Origin of the sequence: Natronomonas salina (assembly GCF_013391105.1) — an archaeon.
In the GTDB taxonomy this organism is placed as follows: domain Archaea; phylum Halobacteriota; class Halobacteria; order Halobacteriales; family Haloarculaceae; genus Natronomonas; species Natronomonas salina.
Genome location: NZ_CP058335.1, coordinates 2,408,969 through 2,431,769 on the forward strand (window position 1 = coordinate 2,408,969; position 22,801 = coordinate 2,431,769).

The 22,801-nt window shown below is 70.8% G+C and carries 18 protein-coding genes and 1 tRNA gene; 11 read left to right on the forward strand and 8 right to left on the reverse strand.

What is annotated here, in order from left to right:
- Positions 1 to 72: 72 nt before the first annotated feature.
- On the forward strand, positions 73 to 726 hold the full coding sequence (locus HWV07_RS12550; protein WP_178334631.1) for a DUF7119 family protein: 654 nt from the start codon (positions 73 to 75) through the stop codon (positions 724 to 726).
- 13 nt (positions 727 to 739) lie between these two features.
- Here the strand turns inward: HWV07_RS12550 and HWV07_RS12555 are convergent, their stop codons facing one another.
- Positions 740 to 1,516: a nucleoside phosphorylase gene (locus HWV07_RS12555; protein WP_178334632.1), complete on the reverse strand. Its 777-nt coding sequence runs from the start codon at positions 1,514 to 1,516 to the stop codon at positions 740 to 742.
- 152 nt (positions 1,517 to 1,668) lie between these two features.
- On the opposite strand from HWV07_RS12555, the gene HWV07_RS12560 reads away from it, so the two are divergent.
- The 3 genes from HWV07_RS12560 to HWV07_RS12570 all read left to right on the forward strand — a co-directional run bounded on the left by HWV07_RS12560 (position 1,669) and on the right by HWV07_RS12570 (position 3,909).
- A tRNA-Lys gene (locus HWV07_RS12560) sits at positions 1,669 to 1,742 on the forward strand.
- 444 nt (positions 1,743 to 2,186) lie between these two features.
- Positions 2,187 to 3,125: an ABC transporter ATP-binding protein gene (locus tag HWV07_RS12565; protein WP_178334633.1), complete on the forward strand. Its 939-nt coding sequence runs from the start codon at positions 2,187 to 2,189 to the stop codon at positions 3,123 to 3,125.
- Positions 3,118 to 3,909: an ABC transporter permease gene (locus HWV07_RS12570; protein ID WP_178334634.1), complete on the forward strand. Its 792-nt coding sequence runs from the start codon at positions 3,118 to 3,120 to the stop codon at positions 3,907 to 3,909. The genes HWV07_RS12565 and HWV07_RS12570 overlap by 8 nt, the downstream gene beginning before the upstream one ends.
- Positions 3,910 to 3,919: 10 nt before the next feature.
- Here HWV07_RS12570 and HWV07_RS12575 read toward each other — a convergent pair whose 3' ends face one another.
- The 3 genes from HWV07_RS12575 to HWV07_RS12585 all read right to left on the reverse strand — a co-directional run bounded on the left by HWV07_RS12575 (position 3,920) and on the right by HWV07_RS12585 (position 7,479).
- A complete protein-coding gene (locus HWV07_RS12575; protein WP_178334635.1) occupies positions 3,920 to 4,621 on the reverse strand; it encodes an SDR family NAD(P)-dependent oxidoreductase in 702 nt (233 codons plus the stop codon).
- A 45-nt stretch (positions 4,622 to 4,666) separates the two neighbouring features.
- Positions 4,667 to 5,542: an MBL fold metallo-hydrolase gene (locus HWV07_RS12580; RefSeq protein WP_178334636.1), complete on the reverse strand. Its 876-nt coding sequence runs from the start codon at positions 5,540 to 5,542 to the stop codon at positions 4,667 to 4,669.
- 65 nt (positions 5,543 to 5,607) lie between these two features.
- A complete protein-coding gene (locus HWV07_RS12585) occupies positions 5,608 to 7,479 on the reverse strand; it encodes a PINc/VapC family ATPase (protein ID WP_178334637.1) in 1,872 nt (623 codons plus the stop codon).
- Between the two features lie 137 nt (positions 7,480 to 7,616).
- Here HWV07_RS12585 and HWV07_RS12590 point away from each other — a divergent pair, with 137 nt between their 5' ends.
- The 3 genes from HWV07_RS12590 (at position 7,617) to HWV07_RS12600 (ending at position 10,750) form a co-directional block, all read left to right on the forward strand.
- Positions 7,617 to 8,702 (forward strand): M20 family metallopeptidase, encoded by a 1,086-nt coding sequence (locus HWV07_RS12590; RefSeq protein ID WP_178334638.1) that lies wholly within the window; start codon positions 7,617 to 7,619, stop codon positions 8,700 to 8,702.
- A gap of 54 nt (positions 8,703 to 8,756) precedes the next feature.
- A complete protein-coding gene (locus HWV07_RS12595) occupies positions 8,757 to 10,259 on the forward strand; it encodes a carboxypeptidase M32 (protein ID WP_178334639.1) in 1,503 nt (500 codons plus the stop codon).
- Between the two features lie 110 nt (positions 10,260 to 10,369).
- Positions 10,370 to 10,750 (forward strand): helix-turn-helix domain-containing protein, encoded by a 381-nt coding sequence (locus HWV07_RS12600; protein WP_178334640.1) that lies wholly within the window; start codon positions 10,370 to 10,372, stop codon positions 10,748 to 10,750.
- On the opposite strand, the gene HWV07_RS12605 is transcribed toward HWV07_RS12600, so the two are convergent.
- Positions 10,751 to 10,924 (reverse strand): DUF7331 family protein, encoded by a 174-nt coding sequence (locus HWV07_RS12605; protein WP_178334641.1) that lies wholly within the window; start codon positions 10,922 to 10,924, stop codon positions 10,751 to 10,753.
- A 129-nt stretch (positions 10,925 to 11,053) separates the two neighbouring features.
- Between HWV07_RS12605 and HWV07_RS12610 the strand changes: the two genes are divergently transcribed.
- Both HWV07_RS12610 and thrC read left to right on the forward strand, forming a co-directional pair.
- Positions 11,054 to 11,299 (forward strand): DUF8001 family protein, encoded by a 246-nt coding sequence (locus tag HWV07_RS12610; protein WP_178334642.1) that lies wholly within the window; start codon positions 11,054 to 11,056, stop codon positions 11,297 to 11,299.
- Between the two features lie 90 nt (positions 11,300 to 11,389).
- Positions 11,390 to 12,667, forward strand: a complete 1,278-nt coding sequence (thrC, locus tag HWV07_RS12615) for a threonine synthase (RefSeq protein WP_178334643.1) — start codon at positions 11,390 to 11,392, stop codon at positions 12,665 to 12,667.
- A gap of 25 nt (positions 12,668 to 12,692) precedes the next feature.
- Here the strand turns inward: thrC and HWV07_RS12620 are convergent, their stop codons facing one another.
- Both HWV07_RS12620 and HWV07_RS12625 read right to left on the reverse strand, forming a co-directional pair.
- Complete coding sequence (locus HWV07_RS12620; protein ID WP_178334644.1) at positions 12,693 to 15,059, reverse strand: prolyl oligopeptidase family serine peptidase; 2,367 nt, start codon at positions 15,057 to 15,059, stop codon at positions 12,693 to 12,695.
- Positions 15,060 to 15,207: 148 nt separating this feature from the next.
- Entirely contained in the window at positions 15,208 to 17,739 is a 2,532-nt protein-coding gene (locus tag HWV07_RS12625) for a prolyl oligopeptidase family serine peptidase (RefSeq protein WP_178334645.1), read from the reverse strand.
- 185 nt (positions 17,740 to 17,924) lie between these two features.
- Between HWV07_RS12625 and HWV07_RS12630 the strand changes: the two genes are divergently transcribed.
- Positions 17,925 to 18,200 carry a hypothetical protein gene (locus HWV07_RS12630; RefSeq protein WP_178334646.1) on the forward strand — a complete coding sequence of 92 codons (276 nt, stop codon included), beginning with the start codon at positions 17,925 to 17,927 and terminating at the stop codon, positions 18,198 to 18,200.
- 62 nt (positions 18,201 to 18,262) lie between these two features.
- Here the strand turns inward: HWV07_RS12630 and serA are convergent, their stop codons facing one another.
- On the reverse strand, positions 18,263 to 19,846 hold the full coding sequence (gene serA / locus HWV07_RS12635; protein WP_178334647.1) for a phosphoglycerate dehydrogenase: 1,584 nt from the start codon (positions 19,844 to 19,846) through the stop codon (positions 18,263 to 18,265).
- Between the two features lie 289 nt (positions 19,847 to 20,135).
- Between serA and HWV07_RS12640 the strand changes: the two genes are divergently transcribed.
- Positions 20,136 to 22,790 carry an efflux RND transporter permease subunit gene (locus HWV07_RS12640; RefSeq protein ID WP_178334648.1) on the forward strand — a complete coding sequence of 885 codons (2,655 nt, stop codon included), beginning with the start codon at positions 20,136 to 20,138 and terminating at the stop codon, positions 22,788 to 22,790.
- Positions 22,791 to 22,801: the final 11 nt, after the last annotated feature.

Below are 22,801 nucleotides of genomic sequence, written 5' to 3' on the forward strand. Positions count from 1 at the left end.
TCCCGCGCGGCTGCGACTGCGGACCTGTGCGCGGCGAGACGTTTTTCACCCCCGTCTTCGTACCCCGACGAAATGAGTCGAGAGCCGGACGACGAGCCCCCCGCGGACCGGGAGTCGCCGGTCGGCCAGCCGGTCATCCGCGGGGACCCGCGGGTCGCCGGCGAGAGCGCCGTCGAGTTCGACCCCGACGACCCCGACAGCCTCGCGGAGGCCGCCGACACCGTCCGGCGGTTCGCCTCCAACACCGTCGGCAGCGAGGACAACGTCTACATGCTCCGCGGCGCGGCCGCCTGCGCGGCGCTCGTCCGCGGCACCGGCTCCTACAAGGCCGCCGCAGAGCGGGCCGGCGGCGAGGCCACCGTCTCCTTCATCCGGAAGTGGGCCCGCGTCCACGACCTCCCGCGGTCGATCCGCCGGCACGTCGCGCTGGGCGAGATCGCCCCCACCGCCGCCAAGCACGTCGCCCGCGTCTCCGGCGAGTCGCGCTTCCTGCTCGCGTGGGCGGCGCTCGACCACGACCTCACCGTCCGGGAGGTCCGCTCGATCGCCTCCAGCGTCAACGAGGGGATGACGGTCGACGAGGCGCTGGCAGCCGAGGGCGTCGACCTCGGCTCGCTGTCGCTGTCGCTGCCGCCCGACATCTACCGGGAGCTGCGGCGGCGGGCCGCGCTGGACGACGTCGACCCCGAGGCCGTCGTCACCGAGGCGCTCGAGGAGTACCTCTGAGTACGCGGCAAGGTCAGCCAACCCGGGACTCGAGGACCTCCTTCGCCGTATCACCAAGTCGTCGCATGTCCGCCTCCGTCAGGTGGAACTTCGGCTCCCACTCGGAGGGACCGAGGTAGTCGCTCGCCACGAACATCGCCCCCGCCTCGACCCCGTGGTAGGTGGCGACCGCGAACACGGCGGACGCCTCCATCTCGACGGTGAGCACGCCCTCGTCGGCGTACCGTTCGACCTCCGGTACCGTCTCACGATAGACCGCGTCGGTCGTCCACGATGGCCCCAGCTGGAAGGGTTCGTCACGTACCTCCAGCAGCCGCGTCGTCTCCTCGACGAGCGACTCGTCGGGGTGGGCGTACCGCTCGGGTTCGAGGTAGTGGTGTGAGGTCCCCTCGTCGCGGATCGCCTTCTCGCAGACGATGAACTCTCCCATCTCGACGGACTCGTCGAGACAGCCCGCGAACCCGATCGAGAGGAACGTCTCGACGCCGTCTGCGACGAGTTCGCCCACCAGTTTCGCCGTCGTGGGCGCCCCGATGCCGAAGTTCCCCATGACGCCGACGGCGCCGTCGCTGTCGTCGAAGGCGTAGAGGTCCCCGTAGTAGTCGCCGATCTCCCGTCCATCGTAGGCCTCGGTGAAGTACTCCATCAGGCTGCGACTGTAGCAGAGGACGACTGATCGCGGTGGCTCGGTGACGTCCCCGTCGACGATCGAGCGCCTGTACTCCGCGAACCGCTCGGGAGTGAGGACGGCCTCTGCCCGGTGTTTGTCAGGGTGGTTCGGGAACGGCATCGGATGCGTCGAGTATAGATGCGACCGAAAAGTAGGTTTCGCACGCGTGTAGGTGCGTGACACGCATCAGTCCCGACTCGCGGCTCCGAACGGCCCCTGATGATTCGTCCAATCGAAAGGATTTACCGCCGACCGCGGTAATTCGACCGTGTGGGCCGATAGCTCAGCCCGGCAGAGCGTCTGGCTTTTAACCAGATGGTCGGGGGTTCAAATCCCTCTCGGCCCGTGGAGCAAGCCGACGAGCGGTGCGTGGCGCGAACGCGGTGAGCGCCACGGGATGCGAGCGGCGAAGCCGCGAGCCGCGAGTCGGCGCCCCGAACCGGCAGCGGAGGATTCGAACCCGGGGAGTCGCAGCCCGCGCAACGAGCGAAGCGAGTGAGCAGGAACGTCTCCACTCGGTTCAAATCCCTCTCGGCCCGTTTCACTTTCGTCTCTGTACTCCGTCACCCCCAGCTGATTCGTCCAAGCCCCCGTCGCTCCGAACCGGTCGCGGGAGAAAACCTATTACACCCGAGTCTAACCCCCCGTCTGTCGCTCCCTCCGATGGGGATCGCGACCAGCCCGTGGGTGGGAGGGGGCAGGCGGACCCCCCCGGACTACCTCTCTATCTCGACACCCGGCGGCTCGGACCCACGAGCAGAGCTAAGGCGCTCCCGCTGCCACGTCGCCCATGCCAGTCGTGGACGTACAGGACCTCACCAAGCGCTACGGCGAGGTCACCGGCGTCGAATCGCTCTCCTTCGACGTGGAGGCCGGCGAGATATTCGGGTTCCTGGGACCCAACGGGGCGGGGAAGACGACGACCATCCGGACGCTGATGGGGGCGCTGTCGCCGACTGAGGGGACGGCGACCGTGCTGGGTGCGGACGTCCGCGAGGAGGCCGAACTCGTGGAGGCGAAGCGCCGGATCGGCTACCTGCCGGCGACCCTGGGGTTCGACGAGGACCGCACCGGCGAGCGGATCCTCGACTACCACGCCTCGCTGAAGGGCGACGAGCGCCGCGCGGAGCTCCTGGAGATCTTCACGCCGCCGCTGGAGCGGGCGGTCCGCGAGTACTCCTCGGGGAACGCGCAGATGCTGGGGCTCGTCCAGGCGTTCATGCACGACCCCGACCTCGTGGTGATGGACGAGCCGACGGCGGGACTGGACCCGCTGAAGCAGGAGCGGTTCAACGAGTTCCTGCGCGCCGAGCGCGACCGCGGGACGACGGTCCTGTTCTCCTCGCACGTGCTGAGCGAGGTCCGGCGGGTCTGCGACCGCGTGGGCATCCTCCGCGGCGGGTCGCTGGTCGCCCTGGAGGACGTCGGGACGCTGCTGGCCCGCGGCGGCAAGCGTGTCCGGGTGCAGTTCGCCGACCCGCCGGCCGCGTCGGCGTTCGCCGGCGACGGCGTCGTCGACGTCGAGCGGGCGGGCGAGGCGCTGCAGTTCACCTTCACCGGCGACTACAACGACCTGCTCGACCGTCTCGCCGCCTACGACGTCGTCGACGTGGAGATCGCGGAGCCGCCGCTGGAGGACGTCTTCATGCACTTCTACGGCGCCGACGAGGCGTCCGAGGGTGTGAACGACGAGTCCCACGAGAGGAGAGAGGGGGCGACCGATGCTTGAGACCGCCCGCTACGAGGTCGAGGGGCGGCTGCGCGGGAGCGTCGTCCTCTCGGTCGGCATCGCGCTCCTCGGCGCGTTCTACGTCGCGATGTGGCCGTCGTTCGCCGACGTGGACCTCGACCAGTTCCTCGAGGCGTGGCCGCCGGCGCTCCGGGAGCTCTTCGGCGTCGAGTCCCTCGCCAGCATCGAGGGGTTCCTCGCGACGGAGCTCTACCAGTTCGTCTGGGTGCTCCTGCTGGGGCTGTACGTCGCCTACAGCGCCGCCGGGCTGATCGCCGGCGACGTCGAGCGCCACCGGATGGACCTCCTGCTGTCGCTGCCAGTCACGCGGACGCGGCTCCTCTTCGAGAAGTTCGCGTCGCTGCTCGCGCCGATCCTCCTGGCCAACGTCGTCGTCCCGGTCGTCGTCCTCGGGAGCGTCCTCGCGATCGGCGAGACGATCGACGTCCCGGCGCTCGTCGCCGTCCACGTGCTGTCGGTCCCGTACCTGCTGGCCTGCGGCGCCATCGGGCTCGTGCTGTCGGTGGTCTTCGACCGCGCGGACGTCGCCAACCGGCTCGCGCTCGGCGTCGTCTTCGGCCTCTTCCTCGTCCGGTCGGTGACCGCGGTCGCCGACGGCTACGAGTGGATCGGTCGGCTCAGCCCCACGGCGTACTACGACCCCACCGAGATCCTCGTCCACAACGAGTACGATCTGGTCGGTGCGGGCGTGCTGCTCGCCGCGACGGCCGTCCTGCTGCTGGTCGCGCGGTGGCAGTTCCGGCGGACGGACCTCGACGGGTGAGGGACGGGGGCTACATCAGGTCGGCGCGGAACCGGTCGGGGAGGACGGCGAGGAACTTGGAGACGAGCCACCAGCGGCGGGTGACGTAGGCGACGTCCTTCTCCTTCTCGATGGCGCTGGCGATCTGCCGGGCGGCCGTCTCCGGCGAGCACTCCCAGAAGCGGTCCGTCTCCGGGGACATCGGCGTGTCGACGAATCCCGGGCGGACGTCGGTCACGCTGACGTCGACGGCGGACCGGTAGCGCAGCCCCTCGAGGTAGCGTGCGACGAAGGCCTTCGAGGCGCTGTAGGCGGGGAGCGTGGGACTGCCGACCTCGCCGGCGACCGAGGAGATGCCGACGAGGTGGCCGCCGTCGGTCGCCTCGAAGTGCTCGACGGCGGCGGTCGCCAGCGCCGCGAACCCGCGGACGTTCACCTCGATTGTGTCCCGCTCCGCCGGCCACGAGAGGTCGGGATTGTACCGGCCGATGCCGGCCGAGAGGACGACGAGGTCGACGCCGCCCAGCGAGTCCACGAGGTCGTCGAACCGCTCGCGGGCGTCGTCCTCTGTGACGTCGATGGAGGCGACGTGGGCGCCGCCGACGTCCTCGCCGACGGCCTTCAGTCGCTCCGTCCGGCGGGCCGCCAGCCCGAGGTCGTAGTCGCGGGAGAGCTCCTTCGCCAGCGCGCGGCCGATACCCGAGGAGGCGCCGACGATGATGGCGTTCGGCATATACGACGGGGTGGCGGCGCGGTAGCATAAATCGGGCGACTGCGGCTACACGGTGATGGTGAGCCCGTCGTAGGCGAACCGGACGTCGTCGTACTCGGCCTCCAGGTCGCGGTAGTCGTCGTGGGTGCGCGCGTAGAGGTGCTCGATCTCGGTCAGGAGCGTCCGGTCGGGGTCGACGCGGTCGATCCGCGCCATCACCTCTGCGTGGGTGAGCTCGTCGCCCATGATGGTCTCGTCGACCGCGGTGAGGATGGACGTCCCGTCGGGCGTCTCCGGGAAGTAGCCGCACTCGAAGACCGCGAGGTCGACGTCGGCCGGGAGGCGGTCCTCGTCGAGGTAGCGGGCGTCGTCGACGGCCAGCAGGACCGTGGTCTCGCCCTGCCGCAGGACGAACGCCGTCGCGTCCGCGTCGCCGTCGCCGGACAGCGAGTAGGGGATGGCCTCGACGCGGGTGTCGCCGACCTCGAGGGGCTCCTCGTCGAGGAAGTGGGTGGCCGCGAAGCCGACGTCCTCGACGAAGTGCCGGAGCCCGGCGTAGACCTCGCAGGTGCGCTCGTAGACGCGGCGGGTCGTCACGAGCGTCGGCCGGTCGCTGCGGGCCGTCTCGACGAGGCCGTGGTCGGGGTCGTCGAACATCCGCGCCATCGACCGGGACTGGACCACCCGCAGCCCGGCGGAGTGGTCCGGGTGCCAGTGGGTGAGGAAGATGTACTCGAGGTCCTCGATGGCCTCCCGCTCGAGGTTCTCGAAGACGAACTCGGGGGCGTCCACCATCGCCGACAGCTCCTCGACGTACAGCGAGTTGCCGTGGCGGGCGTGGGGGACTCCCACATCGCGGGCGCGCTCGCAGACCCGGCACCCGCAGGTCGGCGTCGGGATGGGGGAGTTGCCCCCGCTGCCGAGCACCGTGAACGTGAGCATGGGGGAGCGTCGCACCGCGCGTTCAAAAAGCCGCGCCCGGGGCCGACCGCGACCGCCGGCTACACCTACTGCGGGACGACGGTGATCGTCTTCCCGCGGTCGATGGCCTGCTCGAGCTCCTCGGCGATGGCGGAGCCGCGGGAGACCTGGATCTCGCCGCCGCGGGAGACCGTCGCGGTGAAGAGGTAGTCGCCGTCGGCGCGGATCTCGACGGTGTCGCCGTGGTGGTCGCCGAGCGGGATGACGACGTGGCGGTTCGTCACCTCGGGCGTGACGACTTCACCGGGCTGTCCGCCGCCACCCGCAGCGCCTCCGCCGGCGTGCTGGCCGCCACCGCCGCTCCCCGACTTCCCGCCGGGCCGGTCGGAGAACGTCCGGACGTCGATCTCGATGCCGAGGCGGTCCTCGATCTGGTTGATGCGGCCACCGTTCTTGCCGATGACGTAGGAGATGTCGTCGTCCTCGACCCAGACGACGGCGGTGTTGCCGCCCTTCAGGTCGACCTCGACGTGGCCGCGGGCCACCTGCCGGATCTCGCGTTCGATCTCCTGCTTGGCGACGCGCTCGATGCCGGAGTCGCCGCCGCCGTCCTCGGCGCCGTCGAGCGGCACCGTGACGACCTGGCGGTTGAACGTGTAGATCTCGTAGGCCGGCGTGCCGGTCTCGAAGTCCTCGATGACGATGACCGGGCGGGCGAGGTCCTCCTCGACGAGCCCGTGGGGGACCTTCACCTCCGTGGAGACGTCGTAGACGGTGTGGACCTCGCCGGCCTCGATGTAGACGACGGTGTCGACGACCTGCGGGATCATCCCGAGTTCGACGCGACCGACCAGCCGCTGGAGGGCGTCGATGGCGCGGGTGGCGTGGACGACGCCGATCATGCCGACGCCGGCCATCCGCATGTCCGCGAACGTCTCGAAGTCCGAGGTCTTCCGGACCTCGTCGTAGATGGTGTAGTCGGGCCGGACCATCAGCAGCGAGTCGGCGGTGTTCTCCATCGAGCCGCCGAGTTCGGTGTACTGGGTGATCTCCGGGCCGACCTGGAGGTCGCGGGGCTTCTCCATCGTCTTGACGGCGTAGCCGGAGTCGTTGAGGAACTCGGCGACGGCCTGGGCGAACGTCGACTTCCCGGCGCCCGGCGCCCCCGAGATGAGGACGCCGCGCTGGTGCTCGGTGAACCGCTCGCGGAGGGCGTCGGCGTTCTCGTAGTCGTCCAGCGTCGTCTTGACGATGGGCCGGACGGCGGTGACCTCGATGCCGTCGGAGAACGGCGGCTGGGCGATGGCGATCCGCATGTCGCGGAACTGGACGATGTCCATCCCGGGGTGTGAGAGCTCGACGAAGCCCTCCGAGGAGCCGCGGGCCGACTCGAGGACGTCGTTGGCGTACTCGCGCATCTCGGTCTCCGAGAGCGCGTCCTCGCCGATGTGCTCGTAGCGCATCTCGCCGATCTGTCCGCGCTTGGCCATCGGGGGGACCCCGGTCTTGAGGTGGACCGACATCGTCTCGCTGTCGAGGAACTCCTCGAGGGCCAGCGAGTCGACGTCGCGCTCCTTCGGCTCGATGTACTCGACGTCGAGGCCCTTCGCCTGCGCGACCTCGCTCTGGACGACGTCGCTGGTCAGCAGCGTCGCGCCGTACTCGTCGGCGAGGTCGCGGATGAGGGCGTCGATCTGGCCCTCGCCGGCCTCGCGCTTCTCGATGGCGTCGGGGCGGCGGCCGACGTACTCGACGGTGACCCGTCCATCGTCGGCGAGGTCGGCGAGGCGCTGGAGCTCCTCGAGGCCCTCCCAGCCGCTGTCGCGGCCGTCGTTGGCCTGGGCCTCCAGTTCGCCGACGACCGCCTCCGGAACGTACACCGTGCCGTCGAAGCCGCCGTCGACGCGCTCCGACACGCGGCCGTCGATGACCGCGCTCGTGTCCGGCAGAATCTCCATACCCGGATTTCGGCGCCGAGGCGTATAAATACCGTGAAGGGCGCCTCCAGTCGGCATCGAGGCCGGCGGCGCCCGGCGGCGCCCGGCGGCGCCCGACCGCCCCGGACGCTCAAGCCGCCGGCCCCCCAAGGCACGCCATGAGCGTCACCGACCTCGCCCGGGAGCTCGTCGCCGTCCCGAGCCACGAGGACGAATCGGCCGCCGGCGACCTCGTCGAGGACTGGCTCGCCGACGAGACCGACGGCAGCGTCGAACGGGACGGCGCCGGGAACGTCGTCGCCCGCCGGAACGCCGGCGCGGACCGGTCGCTGGCCCTCGTCGGCCACCACGACGTCGTCCCGCCGGACGACGACCAGATCGAGGACGGCGACTACGTCGTGGCGGAGCGCGACGGTCGCCTCTACGGCCGCGGGACGGCCGACATGAAGGGCAGCGTCGCGGCCGCGATGGTCGCGTTCCGCGACGCCGACGTCCACCCCGGGACCGAACTGGTCTTCGTCTCCTTCGCCGGCGAGGAGTCCGGCGGCGTCGGCTGCCGGGCCGCCATCGACGACGGCTTCGCGCCCGACTACGCGGTCGTCGGCGAGGGGTCGACGAGCTACTCGGCCGAGGGCGTCACGGACGTCGCCGTCGCCCACAAGGGCCGCCGCGGCTCGACGGTCCTCGCCGAGGGGGCGTCCTCGCATGCCAGCGAACCCGAAGCCGGCGAGAACGCCATCTACCGCGCCGCGGACGCCGTCGACGTGGTCCGGGACCTCGACGCGCCGGAGACCGAGGTCCTCGGCCACCACCTGGGGGGCAGCGTCGTCGTCACGGAAATCGACGGCGGCAGCGCCTGGAACGTCGTCCCGGAGCGCTGCGAGTTCACCGTCGACGAGCGGACCGTCCCCGGCGAGCGCGCCGCCCTCGAGCGGGCGGAATCCGTCGAGGGCGTGACCTGGGAGGTCGACCAGGACCTGCCGCCGATGGCCTGCGACGATCCCGACTTCGCCGAGGCGGTGGTCGACGCCGCCGCGGCGTCCCAGGACGGCGACCCCCGGCAGGTCGTCAAACCCCACGCCACCGACGCCGGGTGGCTGGCCGACCGCGCCGGCACGACGTGCGTCGTCTGCGGCGCCGCAGAACCGGGCGAGGCCCACACCGCTGACGAGAGCGTCTCGCTCGAGGTGATCGAGCGCTGCGCGGCGCTCTACCGCCGGGTGGCGGAGGCGGACCTCGACTGACCGAACCGGCCCCTATCCGTGGGTTCTTGTCCCCCCGGTCCCGCAATATCTGCCATGGCAACCGAGCAATCGTCGGTCCCCGACGCCTACGACGACCTGCTGGAGCAGTACCGACGAGCCACGTACCTCGGCGACGCGAACATGGTCCTCTCGTGGGACCAGGAAGTGATGATGCCCGAGGGCGGCACGCCCGCCCGGTCGAAACAGCGCGGCGCGATCTCCGCGGTGCAGCACGACCTGCTCGTCGACGACGACGTCGGCGACTGGCTCGACGAACTCGCCGGCGCCGACCTCCCCGACGACGAGTCGGCCGTCGTCCGCGAGATCCGCCGGCAGTACGAGCGGAAGACCCGCGTCCCGACTGACCTCGTCGAGGAGATCAGCGAGGCCACCTCGGACGCCCACCCCGTCTGGCAGGAGGCCCGCGAGAACGACGACTGGGAGACCTTCGCCCCGACCGTCGAGCGCCTGCTCGACCTCAAGCGGGAGTACGCCGAGCACATCGACCCCGACGCCGACCCCTACGCGGTCCTCTTCGCGGACTACGAGCCCTACATCGACCTCGAGACCGCCGAGCGCGTCCTCGAGCGCCTCCGCGAGGGGCTCGTCCCGCTCATCGACGCCATCCGCGAGTCCGACGCCGACCTCTACGAGGTCGACGGCACCTTCCCCGAGGACCGGCAGCTCGAGCTCTCCCGGGAGGCCCTCGAGACGCTGGGCTACGACTTCGAGCACGGGCGCCTCGACACCGCGCCGCACCCCTTCTCCTCGGGCACGCAATTCGACGCCCGGGTGACGACCCGCTTCGACGAGTCCGACCCCCTCGACTCGCTGGGGTCGACGATCCACGAGTTCGGCCACGCGACCTACACCCAGGGGCTCCGGCAGGACGAGTACGGCACGCCCCTCGGCGAGCACCGCGGCCTGACGGTCCACGAGTCCCAGTCGCGGCTCTGGGAGAACCACGTCGGCCGCACCCGCGCCTTCTGGGACCTGTTCGTCCCCCGGTTCAACGAGCAGCACGGCACCGACCTCACCCCGGAGCAGGCCTACGAGGCCGCCAACCAGGTGTACGAGGACAACCTCATCCGCGTCGAGGCGGACGAGCTCACCTACCACCTCCACATCATCCTCCGGTTCGAGATCGAGCGCGACCTCCTGGCCGGCGACCTCGACGTCGAGGAGGTGCCGGCGGTCTGGAACGACAAGATGGAGGAGTACCTCGGCGTCCGTCCCGACACCGACGCCAACGGCTGCCTGCAGGACATCCACTGGAGCCACGGCTCCTTCGGCTACTTCCCGACCTACTCGCTGGGAAGCGTCCTCGCCGCCCAGCTCGACGCCGCCGCGCGCGAGGACCTCTCGCTCGACGAGCAGGTCCGCGACGGCGAGTTCGACCCGCTCCACGAGTGGCTCACCGAGAACGTCCACCGCCACGGCCAGCGCTACACCACCGACGAACTCGTCGAGGAGGCCACCGGGGAGTCCTACACCGCCGACTACTTCCTGGAGTACGCCAAGTCGAAGTTCGGCGACCTGTACGACCTCGACGTGTAGGTCCTTCGTGGTATTCGCGGTCGAGGCCGTCGACACGCTCGGCCGACTGGCCGAGTGTTATAGTCGACACGGACACTGCATTTATCGCCGCGGCGGCCCAGGGTACGGCCATGGAACCCGAACCGGACCCTGCGCGGTTCCGGAATCTGATGCTGGACTCGGAGCCGGGCTGTGAGGAGGTGCTGCGGTGCGTCTTCGGCATCCAGGAGCACGAAGCACGGCTCTACATGGAGCTGCTGGAGGCGCCGGACAGCACGGTCGCCGAACTCGCCGAGGTCGTCGACCGCGACCGGAGCAACGTCAACCGGGGGCTGACGACGCTGCTGGAGAAGGACCTGGTGAATCGCCGCCGCCGGCTGCTCGACAGCGGCGGGCACGTCTACCAGTACCGGGCGACGCCAGAGGAGGAGGCCCGCGAGATGATGCACGCGACGCTCGACGAGTGGACGGCGTTCGTCCACGAGCGGATCGACGAGTTCCCGCAGCGGTAGTCACTCCAGCGCGTCGACGCCGACGGCCCCGTCGGACTGGAGCCAGGCGTTGTGGTTCTCGACGTCGTAGATGACGACCTCGCCGTTCGCGAGGTCGAGGTCCGCACACCGGCGCTTCCGGGCCGGGAGGCTGTCGTCGGCATCGTCGGAGCGGTCTTCGAGTGGCGCTGGCATGTGTTGTCAGAGAGCGGTTTCGCCCTACGAGAGGCCGTTGGCGTCGGGTATTGTTAAACGTTATCACGTGTCATACGCGCGTCGGACAGATTTGCCAGCCGTGAAGTGCCGCCGGCCCGAGGTCGGGGTATGAGCGACCAGACAGTCGTGGAGGCCGGCGAGTACACGTCCGAGGAGCTACTCGCGAAGCTCGAGGACGGCGAGCGGCTCGTCGTCCGGACCCGGGTCCTCGGCAGCGAGGAGGAGCTGACCCTCCGGTTCGACGGGGAGACGTACTACTGCGACTCGCCAACGACGCTGCACAAGCACGACGACCGCGACGAGATGCGGACCTGCATGGAGCACTACGGCTACGTCCGCGACGCCGCGGCGTGAGGGCGCCGGTCCCGTCGCCGTGACCGCCCCGCGACCGCAACACGGGCCCGAAACGCCCCCTTTTTGCGACTCCGCGACCGAGGGTCTCCAATGACCGACCTGTCGCTCCCCGAGACCCCCGAGGCGCCCGCCGTCGCCGAGGACGGCGTCTGGCTCCGCTGCATCGAGTGCGGCCACGAGCACGCGCCCTTCGACGACATCGTCTACACCTGCGAGGAGTGCGACTCGCTGCTGGAGGCCCGCTACGACCGCTACCCGACCTTCGACGAGTTCGCGGGCCGCGGCGTCTGGCGCTACAGCGCCGCCCTCCCGTTCGAGGAGGGGGTCACCCTCCCGGAGGGCGACACGCCGCTGCACCGCGTCCCGCGGCTGGAGGACGACGTCGGCGTCCGGACGCTCCGCGTCAAGCACGAGGGGATGAACCCCACCGGCTCGTTCAAGGACCGCGGGATGACCGTCGGCGTCCGCGTCGCCGCCGAACTCGGCGTCGGTCGGCTGGCCTGCGCCTCCACCGGTAACACCTCCGCCGCGCTGGCGGCCTACGGCGCCCGCGCCGACCTCGAGACGCTCGTCCTGCTGCCGGCCGGGAAGGTCGCCGCCGGGAAGGTCGCGCAGGCGAGCCTCCACGGCGCCCGCATCCTCGAGGTCGACGGGAACTTCGACGCCTGCCTCGACGTCGTCCAGAACCTCGCGGACCGCGGCGAGGCGTACCTCCTGAACTCGCTGAACCCCTTCCGCCTGGAGGGCCAGAAGACCATCGGCCTGGAGATCCTCGAGGAGTTCCGCGACGACTACGGCCGGTTCCCCGACCGGATCGTCCTGCCGGTCGGCAACGCGGGCAACACCGCCGCCCTCTACAAGTGCTTCCGCGAGCTCGTCGCGGCCGGCGAACTCGAACCTGACGAGGTGCCGAAGCTGACCGGCGTGCAGGCGGAGGGCGCCGCGCCGATGGTCGAGGCCATCGAGTCCGGCGCCGAGGACACCGAGCGCTGGGCTGAGGTCGAGACCATCGCGACGGCCATCCGCATCGGCAACCCGGTCAACGCGCCGAAGGCGCTGCCCGGCATCCGCGAGACCGGCGGCACCGCCGTCGCCGTCTCCGACGACGAGATCACCGACGCCCAGCGCGCGCTCGCCCACGAGGGCGTCGGCGTCGAGCCGGCCTCGGCGGCCTCCGTCGCCGGCCTGCGCAAGCTCCGGAGCGAGGGCGTCGTCGGCGACGACGAGGACGTCGTCTGCCTGACCACCGGCCACCTGCTGAAGGACCCCGACGCCGCCGCGGCGGCCGGCAACGACCCCGAACCGGTCGCCAACTCGACCGAGGCGGTGCTGGAGCACCTCGGAATCGCAGCGACGGCAGAACGGTAAGCGGCAGGCGGGACAGCAGCGCCGGTCAGTCGGCGGCCTCGGCCGCGCCGGACTCGCCGGTCCGGTCGGCGAGGAACACCTTCGTCGTCGACTCGCCCGCCGCGACCTCGACCTCGTACTCGCCGTACCGGCTGGCGAGGACGACCGTCGCGGGGCCGTCGCTGTCGACGTCCAGGGTCAACTCCGACTCGACGTCGAGGCCGGCCGCCTCGACCCAGAGGGTGGCCTCCGCGACGCCCTCGAGGGTGACCTCCAGGGCGTTCTCCGGGCTGCGGCGCGACCCGGCGTCGGGCGTCTCCCACTCGACGCCGCGGCTGAGGTGCCGCTGGGGCCGCCGGCCGTAGCGCTTGAACGAGCGGGCCTCCGGGTCCGCGTAGCCGTCGGCCAGCGACGTGGCGTCGACGAGCCCGGAGTCCTCGCCCAGCCGGGTCCGGATGTCGGAGACCCAGTAGGCGCCGTCGTGGACGAGGTCGACCTCGGGGTGGTCGAGCTCCGGTACCTGGCGGTAGGTGACCCGGCGGGGGTTCCGGACGACCGTGCCCGCCGAGACGAACTCGGGGATACCGTCCCACCGGTCGCGGTACCCAAGCGAGAGGTGGGTGGCGGCGGGGAACAGGTCGAACTGGTAGCGGTAGCCGTGGCGCTTGAGCCGGCGGGCGTAGTTCTCCGGCGCGAGGAACGGCACCAGGGGGTCCCCGACGCTGTTCCAGACGAGCATCGGCACGTGCCGGAGGTTGTCCGTCACCTTCAGGGCGCTCTCGGGGCTGTCGGTGAAGAGGTTCAGCAGGTCGCCGCCGCCCTGGCCGCCGAACAGCCCGGTGGTGAGCCGCTCCGGCGCGCCGAGCAGCCCGCCGGTGACGCCCTCGACGGGGTCCTCGGCGGCGGGGCCGACGATGGAGAAGCCGCGGCCGACGAGGTCCGGACACTGCGCGGCGAGCATGCAGGTGCCGAACCCGCCCATCGAGTACCCGCCCATGGCGACGCGACTGCGGTCGATCTCGTAGCGCGTCTCGAGGTCGCGCCAGGCCTCGAAGACGTCGAGTTCGGCCTCCCGGCTGTACCACCGACCCGGGCCGCGGGCCTGCGGCATCAGCACGATCGCGCCGGCCTCCTCGGCGAGCGACCGGAGGAGGTTCGGCGTGTAGACGGCGTACTGGGTGTACCCGCAACTCAGCGAGTGCAGCAGCAGGACGAGCGGCGCCGGCTCCTCGAGGTCCTCGGGGACGTAGACGTTGTACGGCTGGATCCGACCCTGGAGGACGTCGTTGTCGACGTCGACGCCCTCGCCGAGGTAGTACCGCGAGGGGTACAGCAGCGACATGACGCCGGAGTCTGGGACGTTGCGCTCGGTGGTCCCCTCGCGGAGCGCCCCGAAGTCGACGTCGGCGTGGAACTCGGAGATGTCGCGGTCGGCCAGCGCGGTCGCCTGGCGGTGCTCCCGCCAGTTCCCCCGGCCGAAGACCCGCGGCGACCGGTCGAGCAGCGTCTCGAGGATGCCGTTGCCGATGCCGGTCACGTCGAGGAGGTCGAAGAGGCCGCGGCCGACGTCGACCGGCCCGACGTTGCTGGCGTAGGGCTCGTCGAACCGGAAGCCGACGTTGAAGACCGGCGGCGTGTCGTGGCCCGACTTTCCGCCGCCCGGCGTCTCCGCGTCGGGGCTGACGGCGATCTGCTGGAACTCGTCGTTCTCGTCGTCCCAGAGGCCGACGACGCAGTAGTGTCGCCACGTCTCCTCGCCCGGTTGGAGGGGCACCTCGACCTCGATCTGGTTGCGTTCGACGTCCACAGAGACGCGGTCGTCGGCCAGCGGCTCACCGTCGAGTTCGGCGCCGGTGCCCCAGGTGGCGAGGCGGTGGTCGACGGGCGCGCCGAGGTCGCCGAGGCCGTAGCCCCAGTCGGTGCGACGGCCGCCGTCGCTCCCGGTGCCGTCCGGGTCGGTGTCGATACCGACGGCGACGGCGGCGGCGTCGGGTTCGAGCATCGTGTTGAGGGTGATGCGGTAGGCGATGCCGTCGTCGGTGGGGCGGGCGCGGAACTCCAGGAGGTCCGCGCCGTTGTAGCCGAACCGGGTCGGGTCGTTCGGGTAGTGGTAGTCGCCGGTCGGCTGCGAGAGGATGCCGCCGAGCGCGGAGGCGTCGGCGGGCGATCCCGCTACCCACGAGCGGGTGTCGGCGCCGCGGTCGTCGTAGACGTAGTCCTGGTAGAGGTACTCGCCGTCGACGTAGGCGTCGCAGCCGGAGACGAGGAGGGGCGCTGCGTCCCAGCCCGGCCCGTTCTCCAGCTGGGGCGGCGTCGGGTTCGCCCCGTAGAGGGCGTCGGGGCCGGGTCGAGGGGGCGAAGGCGGATCGGCGGCGTCTGAACCCGCCTCCGGTTCACGGTTGCCGTGCGGCATACGTCTAGGGTCGCCTGCGAGGCGGAAAGGTGTTAACCCGACGCACGACTGGACGTTTAAGTGTCGACGATGAATGGTGGGTTCGTTTACTGCGGTTGAACGGCGGGAGGGCGGCTCTCGCCGCTGAGCCCGCTCCGGCGGTCGGCCGCTACGCGAGCGGGCCGACGGTGGTCTCGGATTCGCCCTCCCGGAGGCTGACGTCGTGGGTGCCGAACGGGCCCCGGAGCGTGACCGTCGCGGGGCCGTCACTGTCGGCTTCGATGGTGAGTTCCTCGTCGACGTCGAGGCCGGCTTCTTCGATCCAGACCGTCGCCGAGCCGACGCCCTCGAGGTCGAGCGCCAGCGCGTTCTCCGGGCCGCGCTCGGTCTCCGGTTCGTTCCACCGGACGCCCGTGGCGGTGTACGCCAGGGGCTTGCTCCCGGTGGTGGTGTAGCGCTCGGCGTCGGGTTCGCCGTAGCCGTCGGCGAACGAGGTGGCGTCGACGAGCGCGCTGTCCTCGCCGGCGCGGGGCTCGACGTCCGTGACCCAGTGGGCGCCGTCGTGGACCAGCCCGAGGTCGTCGTGGTCGAACTCCGGGACCCGCTTGTAGGTCACCCGGGCCGGCCGCTGCGGGACCGCCGCCTCGGCGAGGTACTCGGGGCCGCGGTCCCAGCGGTCCTGCAGCGCCAGCAGGAAGTGGTCCGACGGGAAGACGTCGATCTGGTGGCGGTAGCCGTGGGACCGGAGGCGGCCGGCGTAGTTCGTCGGCCCGAGGAGGGGCACCAGCGGGTCCGTGCCGCCGTGCCACAGCAGCATGGGGACGTGCCGGAGGTTCTCGGTGAGGCGCAGCGCGTTCTCCGGCTCCTCGTCGAAGACGGTGAACAGCCGGCCGCCGCCCTCGCCGCCGAACAGGCCGTCGAACAGCAGCGACGGCGTCGCGAGCATGTTGTTCGTCGGCGCCTCCAGCGGGTCCTCGGCCGGCGGTCCGACGACCGGGAAGCAGCGACCGAAGCAGTCCGGGTGCTTCGCCGCCGTTATGATGGCGCCGTAGCCGCCCATCGAGTAGCCGGTGATGGACACCCGCGAGCGGTCGACGTCGAAGCGCGTCTCGAGGTCGCGCCAGGCCTCGAAGACGTCGAGTTCGGCCTCCCGGCTGTACCACAGGCCGGGGCCGCGGGTCTGGGGCATGAACACCAGCGCCTCGCAGGTCTCGCCGACGTCCTCGACGTAGTTGGACATCCACACCGGGTACTGGTTGTAGCAGTTGCCCAGCGAGTGCAGCATCGCGACCATCGGCGCCGGCTCCTCGAGGTCCACGCTCTCCGGGACGTAGACGTTGTACGGCTGGATGCGCCCCCGCAGCACGTTCGCGAAGGGGTCGACGCCGTCGCCGAACTCCTCCCGGGACGGGTAGAGACAGGAGACGACGCCGGAGTCGGGGACGTTGCGCTCGGTGGTCCCCTCGCGGAGCGCCCCGAAGTCGACGTCGGCGTGGAACTCCGAGAGGTCCCGCTCGGCGAGCTTCGTGGCCTGCCGGTGCTCGCGCCAGTTGCCGACGCCGAGCACGCGCGGGATGCCCTCGGTGCCGTTGAACAGCCAGAACCGGTCGAGTTCGTCGAGCAGGTCCGAGAGGCTGGACGAACCGAGCGGGGTGAGGGGACTCTCCAGCGGGTTCAGCAGGTCCAGGGAGTCGTCGAGGTCGCCGATGAGGTTCGGCAGGTCGTCGAGGCGGTCGACGATCTCCAGCGGCCCGTCGAGTTCGTCGAGGGCGTCGCTCGGCGCGTTCGCCAGGACGGTCGTCAGCCGCGGCACCAGCGTGTCGAGGTCGACGTTCCGCCCCATCGGCTCCTCGAACCGGAACCCGACGTTGAAGATCGGCGGCGCGCCGCCGCGCTGCGCGTTGCCGCCGGGGCGCTCGTCGTCGGCGTCGGGCGCCACTTGCTGGAACGCGTCGTTGTCGTCGTCCCAGAGGCCGACGACGCAGTAGTGCCGCCAGGTCTCTTCGCCGGGGTCGAGGGGGGCTTCGAGTTCGATCTGGTTACGTTCGACGTCGACGGAGACGCGGTCTGAGTCGAGGGGTTCGCCGTCGAGTTCGGCACCTGTGCCCCACGTCACCAGTCGGTGGTCGACGGGCGCGCCCAGGTCGCCGAGGCCGTAGCCCCAGTCCGTTCGGCGGTCGTCGGTCTGGCGGCCGGTGTCGCTCTGACGGTCGGTGTCCCTCTGTCGGTCGTCGTCGGTCTCGTCGGCGGTCCCGCACTGCGTGTCGATACCGACGGCGACGGCTGCGGCGTCGGGTTCGAGCATCGTGTTGAGGGTGATGCGGTAGGCGACGCCGTCGTCGGTGGAGCGGGCGCGGAACTCCAGGAGGTCCGCGCCGTTGTAGGCGTAGGTGTCGGGGTCGCTCGGGTAGCGGTAGTCGCCGGTCGGCCGGGAGTAGAAGCCGCCCAGGTGGTCGCCGTCCGGCGGCTGTTCGAGCACCGAGCGGGTGTCGGCGCCGTGGTCGTCGTAGACGTAGTCCTGGTAGAGGTACTCGCCGTCGACGTAGGCGTCACAGCCCGCGAACAGAAGCGGGTCTGCCTCCCATCCCGGTCCGTTCTCCAGTTGTGGCGGCGTCGGGTTCGCTCCGTACAGCGCGTCGGGGCCGGCCTGCGGCGTCTCCCGCGCCGGGGGGTCCGTCCCGCCGCTCGACTCTTCGGACATAGTGGCCCGTTACGTTCGTCCGCGATAGGGATTCCCCCTAGTATCACCCCGACTTTTTATCCGCATGCGGGGCGGTGTCGCTCCCCGTGTTCCCGTGTTACGTGGCCCTTGGATGGCGATTCCGAGTAACGCGGTGTGACGGCCGTCTGACGCGGTTATTTGGGACTTCGTGGCGTACTAGAGCCATGGCATCGGCTTCATCCGAACCGGTGGGGAGCGAGGTCCGGGCGGACGGCGATCGGGCCGCCGAACTCGAGGCCGAACTGGCCCGGGAGCGCCGCCGCCGCGAGGCCGCAGAGGAGTGGGCCGAGTTCCTGGAGCGGGAACTCGAAGCGCGCGAGCAGCAACTCGACGGCGTCATCGACCAGTACGAGACCCAGCTCGAGGGCGTCCAGCGGGACGCCGAGGGGGGATCTGGCAGGCTGTGGGCGCGGCTGGCCGGCTGGCTCCGCGGTCGCTGAGTCCGTCGAAACGACTCGAGAAAGTTAGTCTACTCCCCGCCGGTCTCCGTTTTCTACCCGCTCTACACGCCGTTGAGGCTGATGTAGCGCGTCTCGATGATGCGGTCGTCGGTCTCTAACTCCTCGCGTGCCTCGTCGGGGACCTCCTCGTCGACGTTGTAGACGGTGAGCGCCTCGCCGCCGATGATCTCGCGGGCGTTGAACATGGCCGCGATGTTGACGCCGTACTTCCCCATGACCGTCCCGATGTGGCCGATGACGCCCGGCTCGTCGGTGTTGCGCGTGACCATCATCTTGCCGCCGGGGATGGCGTCGACGCGGTAGCCGTCGACCCGGACGATGCGGGCGTCGTCGCCGGCGAACAGCGTCCCGTCGACGGAGATCTCCTCCTCGCCGTCGCTGACGGTGACGGTGACGAGGCTCTGGAAGTCCTCGGCCTGCTGGCGCTTGGTCTCGCTGACCTCGATGCCGCGCTCCTCGGCCATCGCCGGGGCGTTGACGGCGTTGACCTGCAGCTCCAGCGGCGCGAAGACGCCCTTCAGCGCGGAGGCGGTGACGAGCTCGACGTCCTCGCCGGCGATGTCGCCCTCGTAGCGCACCTCGACGCTCTCGACGCGGCTGTCGAGCAGCTGGACGGCGATCTTGCCGGCGGTGTCCGCCAGGTGGATGTACGGCTCGACGCGCGGGAACGCCGACTGGTCGATGGAGGGGGCGTTCAGGGCGTTGGCGACGGGCTCGTCGGCGAAGGCGGCGGCGACCTGCTCGGCGGTCGAGACGGCGACGTTCTCCTGGGCGGCTTCCGTCGAGGCGCCGAGGTGCGGCGTGACGATGACGTCCTCGGCGTCGAGCAGCGGGCTGTCCTCGGCGAGGGGTTCCTCGGCGAAGACGTCCAGCGCCGCCCCGGCGAGGACGCCGTCCTCGACGGCCTCGGCGAGGGCGACCTCGTCGACGATGCCGCCGCGGGCGCAGTTGACGAGGTAGCCGCCCTCCATCTGGGCGAGCTCCTCCTCGCCGATCATGTTCTCGGTCTCGGAGGTCAGCGGCGTGTGGATGGTGAGGACGTCGGCGCGCTCGAGGACGGCGTCGAGTTCGGCGAGTTCGGCGCCGAGCTGCTCGGCGCGCTCCTCGGAGATGTAGGGGTCGAAGGCGACCAGGTCCATACCCAGCGAGTCGAGCTTCTTGGCGACCTCCTGGCCGACGCGGCCGAGGCCGACGATGCCGAGGGTCTTGCCGTTGAGTTCGGTGCCGAGGAAGGCGCCCTTCGCCCACTCGCCGGTCTTCAGCCGGGCGTGGGCCTGCGGGATGGAGCGGGCGGTCGCGAACGTCATCGCGACGGTGTGCTCGGCGGCGGCGCGGACGTTCCCCTCGGGGGCGTTGGCGACGATGACGCCGTGGTCGGTGGCGGCGTCGATGTCGATGTTGTCGACGCCGATGCCGGCGCGACCGACGATGACGAGCTCCTCGGCGGCCTCGAACACCTCGCGGCTGACGTCGGTGCCGGAGCGGACGATGAGCGCGTTGGCGTCGGCGACGGCCGCCAGCAGCTCGTCGCCCTCGGCGTCGTAGTCCGTGACGACCTCGTGGCCGGCGTCGCGCAACACGTCCATGCCGGCGTCGGCGATGGGGTCCGTGACGAGTACCTTCATGGCCGTATCGTCCCCGGCGTCAGGGATAACGCTTTCCTCATCGCCCCGTTCTGCCGGAGACGTAACGGGAGATGTGGACACGATCGTGCCCATTCCCACGGCGCGGAATCTACGGATGGGCACGTGGGTGCCATCTCGGCACCGTGCCACGATACCGGACCGTTCGCGGCCAACCGACCGACTGCAGGCCCCCGCTGCTCCCGATACTCGACGCTGTGGCCTCTCATCTGGGGCGATGACTATTTACGGAATCCGGGTGCATGGTCGCTGACTCTCGCCTTCGCCCCGCATGAAGCTGGACTCCTTCGCTCGAGCCCTCGTCTACGAGCACCGTCGGAAGGTCATCGCCGTCACCCTAGCGACGGTGTTCGTCCTCAGTCTGGGGCTCCCGGGCGTCGTCATCGACACCACCCTCGAGGAGTTCCGCGGCGGCACCGAGGAGCACGCCGCCGACGCGTACGTCGACCGGCACCTCAGCGGGCAGGCCCCGAACTCGACGGCCGCCCTCGTCGTCGTCCGCGACGACGAGAACGTCCTGACGACCGACCGGTACCGCCAGCAGCTACGGGCCCAGCAGCGGTTGCGGAACGACCCCGTCGTCGGCCCGACGCTCGTCGAAGAGCAGCAACCGCTCGGCCTCGCGAACGTTGTCGCCATCGTCGCCATCCGGTCGGACGAGGGACAGGACGTCCGGGAGATCACCGTCGAGCCGCGGCCGTCCCTCGAGGCGCAGATCGCGGCCATGGAGGACCTCTCGGCCGCCGAGCGCCGGCTCTACACCGCCTGGGCGGTCGGCATCGTGATGGACGGCGTCGACCACACCTGGCCGGAGGGCGGCCCCTTCGCGACGGTGCCGACGAGCTACGAGGGCAACGGCAAGTACGCCGAGTCGACCGCGATCCTCGTCTCCCAGCGCGACGACGTCCCCGCCGAGGACCTCGCGGCGGCCCAGACCCGGATGGCCGATATCGTCGACGAGGAGGTCGAGGGGGAGGCGATGGTGATCGGCGACGGCGTGATCGACGACGAACTCCGCCGGTCGTCGTTCGACAGCCTCGGCATCGTCGGCCCCCTGGCGTTCCTGTTCATCCTGCTCGTGCTGCTGTACGCCTACCGCGACGTCTACGACGTGGCGCTGGGGCTGCTCGGCGTCGGCCTCGTCCTCGTCTGGACGTTCGGGTTCATGGGGTGGGCCGGCATCACGTTCAACCAGCTGTTCGTCGCCGTCCCGGTGCTGCTGATGGGGCTGTCCATCGACTACGCCATCCACGTCTTCATGCGGTACCGCGAGGAGCGGCCGCCGGGAGGGGCTTCGGATGCACGGCCCGGCGCCGGGGACGGCGGCTTCGAGTTCGGAGACGGGGACGACGCCGGTCGACCGCCGTCGGTCCGGAAGGCGATGGGGACGGCGCTGGCGGGCGTCACCGTCGCGCTCGCGCTCGTCACGGCCACGACGGCGACGGGCTTCCTCTCGAACGTCGTCAGCGAGGTCCAGCCCATCAGGCAGTTCGGCGTCGTCAGCGCGGTCGGCATCCTCGGCGCGTTCGTCGTCTTCGCGCTGCTGATCCCGGCGCTGAAGGTCGAACTCGACCGGTGGCTCGAGGCCCGCGGCCACGACCGCCGGCAGACGGCCTTCGGCACGGAGGGCGGCCGGCTCTCCGCGGCCCTGGCCGTGCCCATCGCGGCGGCCCGGCTCTCGCCGAAGGGCGTCCTCGCGGCCGCGCTGGTCGTCACGCTGGTGGCCGGCGCCGGCGCCGCGACGGTCGACACCACCTTCGAGCAGGAGGACCTGCTCGTCGAGGAGGTCCCCGACTGGATGGAGGGGCTGGGGCCGCTCGCCCCCGGCGAGTACACCGCCCAGGAGAACATCGCGTTCGTCGACGGCGCGACGTACATCTACGACGGCACGTCCACGCAGATCCTCGTCAGGGGCGACGTGACGGCGAACGACACACTCGAGCGCGTCCAGAATGCCTCCGACGCGGCCAACGGGACGGACGTCGTCCTCGTCATGCCCGACGACACCTACGGGACGCAGAGCCCGGTCCGCATGATGGGCGAACTCGCCGACGACAACGAGAGCTTCGCCGAGACGTTCGAGGCCGCCGACACCGACGGCGACGGCGTCCCCGACCGGAACCTCGAGGCCGTCTACGACGCCTTCTACGCGGCGGCGCCGGACGGCGCCGGGAACTGGGTCCACCGCGAGGACGGCGAGTACGTCGCCCTCCGGATCGTCGTCCCGGTCGACGGCACGGCCGGCGAGCCGGCCATCGCCGAGCAGGTCCGGTCGGCCGCCGAGCCCGTCGACGGCGACGGCCTGGATGCCACCGCCACCGGCCAGCCGATCATGAACCAGGCCGTCGCGGAGAACCTCCTGTCGACGGTCCTCTACAGCCTCGCCATCACGCTCGCGGTCGTCCTCGCGGTCCTGATGGCGGTCTACCGGCGCGTCGAGGGGTACGCGAGCCTCGGGGCGGTGACGCTGGTCCCCATCGCCCTCGCCGTCGTCTGGATCACCGGGTCGATGGCCGCCCTCGGCATCCCGTTCAACGTGATGACCGCGCTCATCACCAGCTTCACCATCGGCCTCGGCATCGACTACTGCATCCACGTCTCCGAGCGGTACGTCTACGAACTGAACCGCGAGGTCGGGCGGGACGAGGCCCTCGAGAACGCCGTCCTCGGCACCGGCGGCGCGCTGCTGGGGTCGACGGCCTCGACCGCCGGCGGCATCGCCATCCTCGGGTTCGCGCTGCTCGTCCCGCTCCAGCAGTTCGGCGTCATCACCGCGCTCACCATCGTCTACGCCTTCGTCGGGAGCGTCGTCGTCCTGCCGAGCCTGCTCGCGCTGTGGACCGAGTGGGCCGACGCCGACCCCGCGGCCGTCCCGGAACACGTGCAGCGACGAGGGCAGCGCCGCCAGCAGCACAGCGGGGAGTGACCCACACCCGC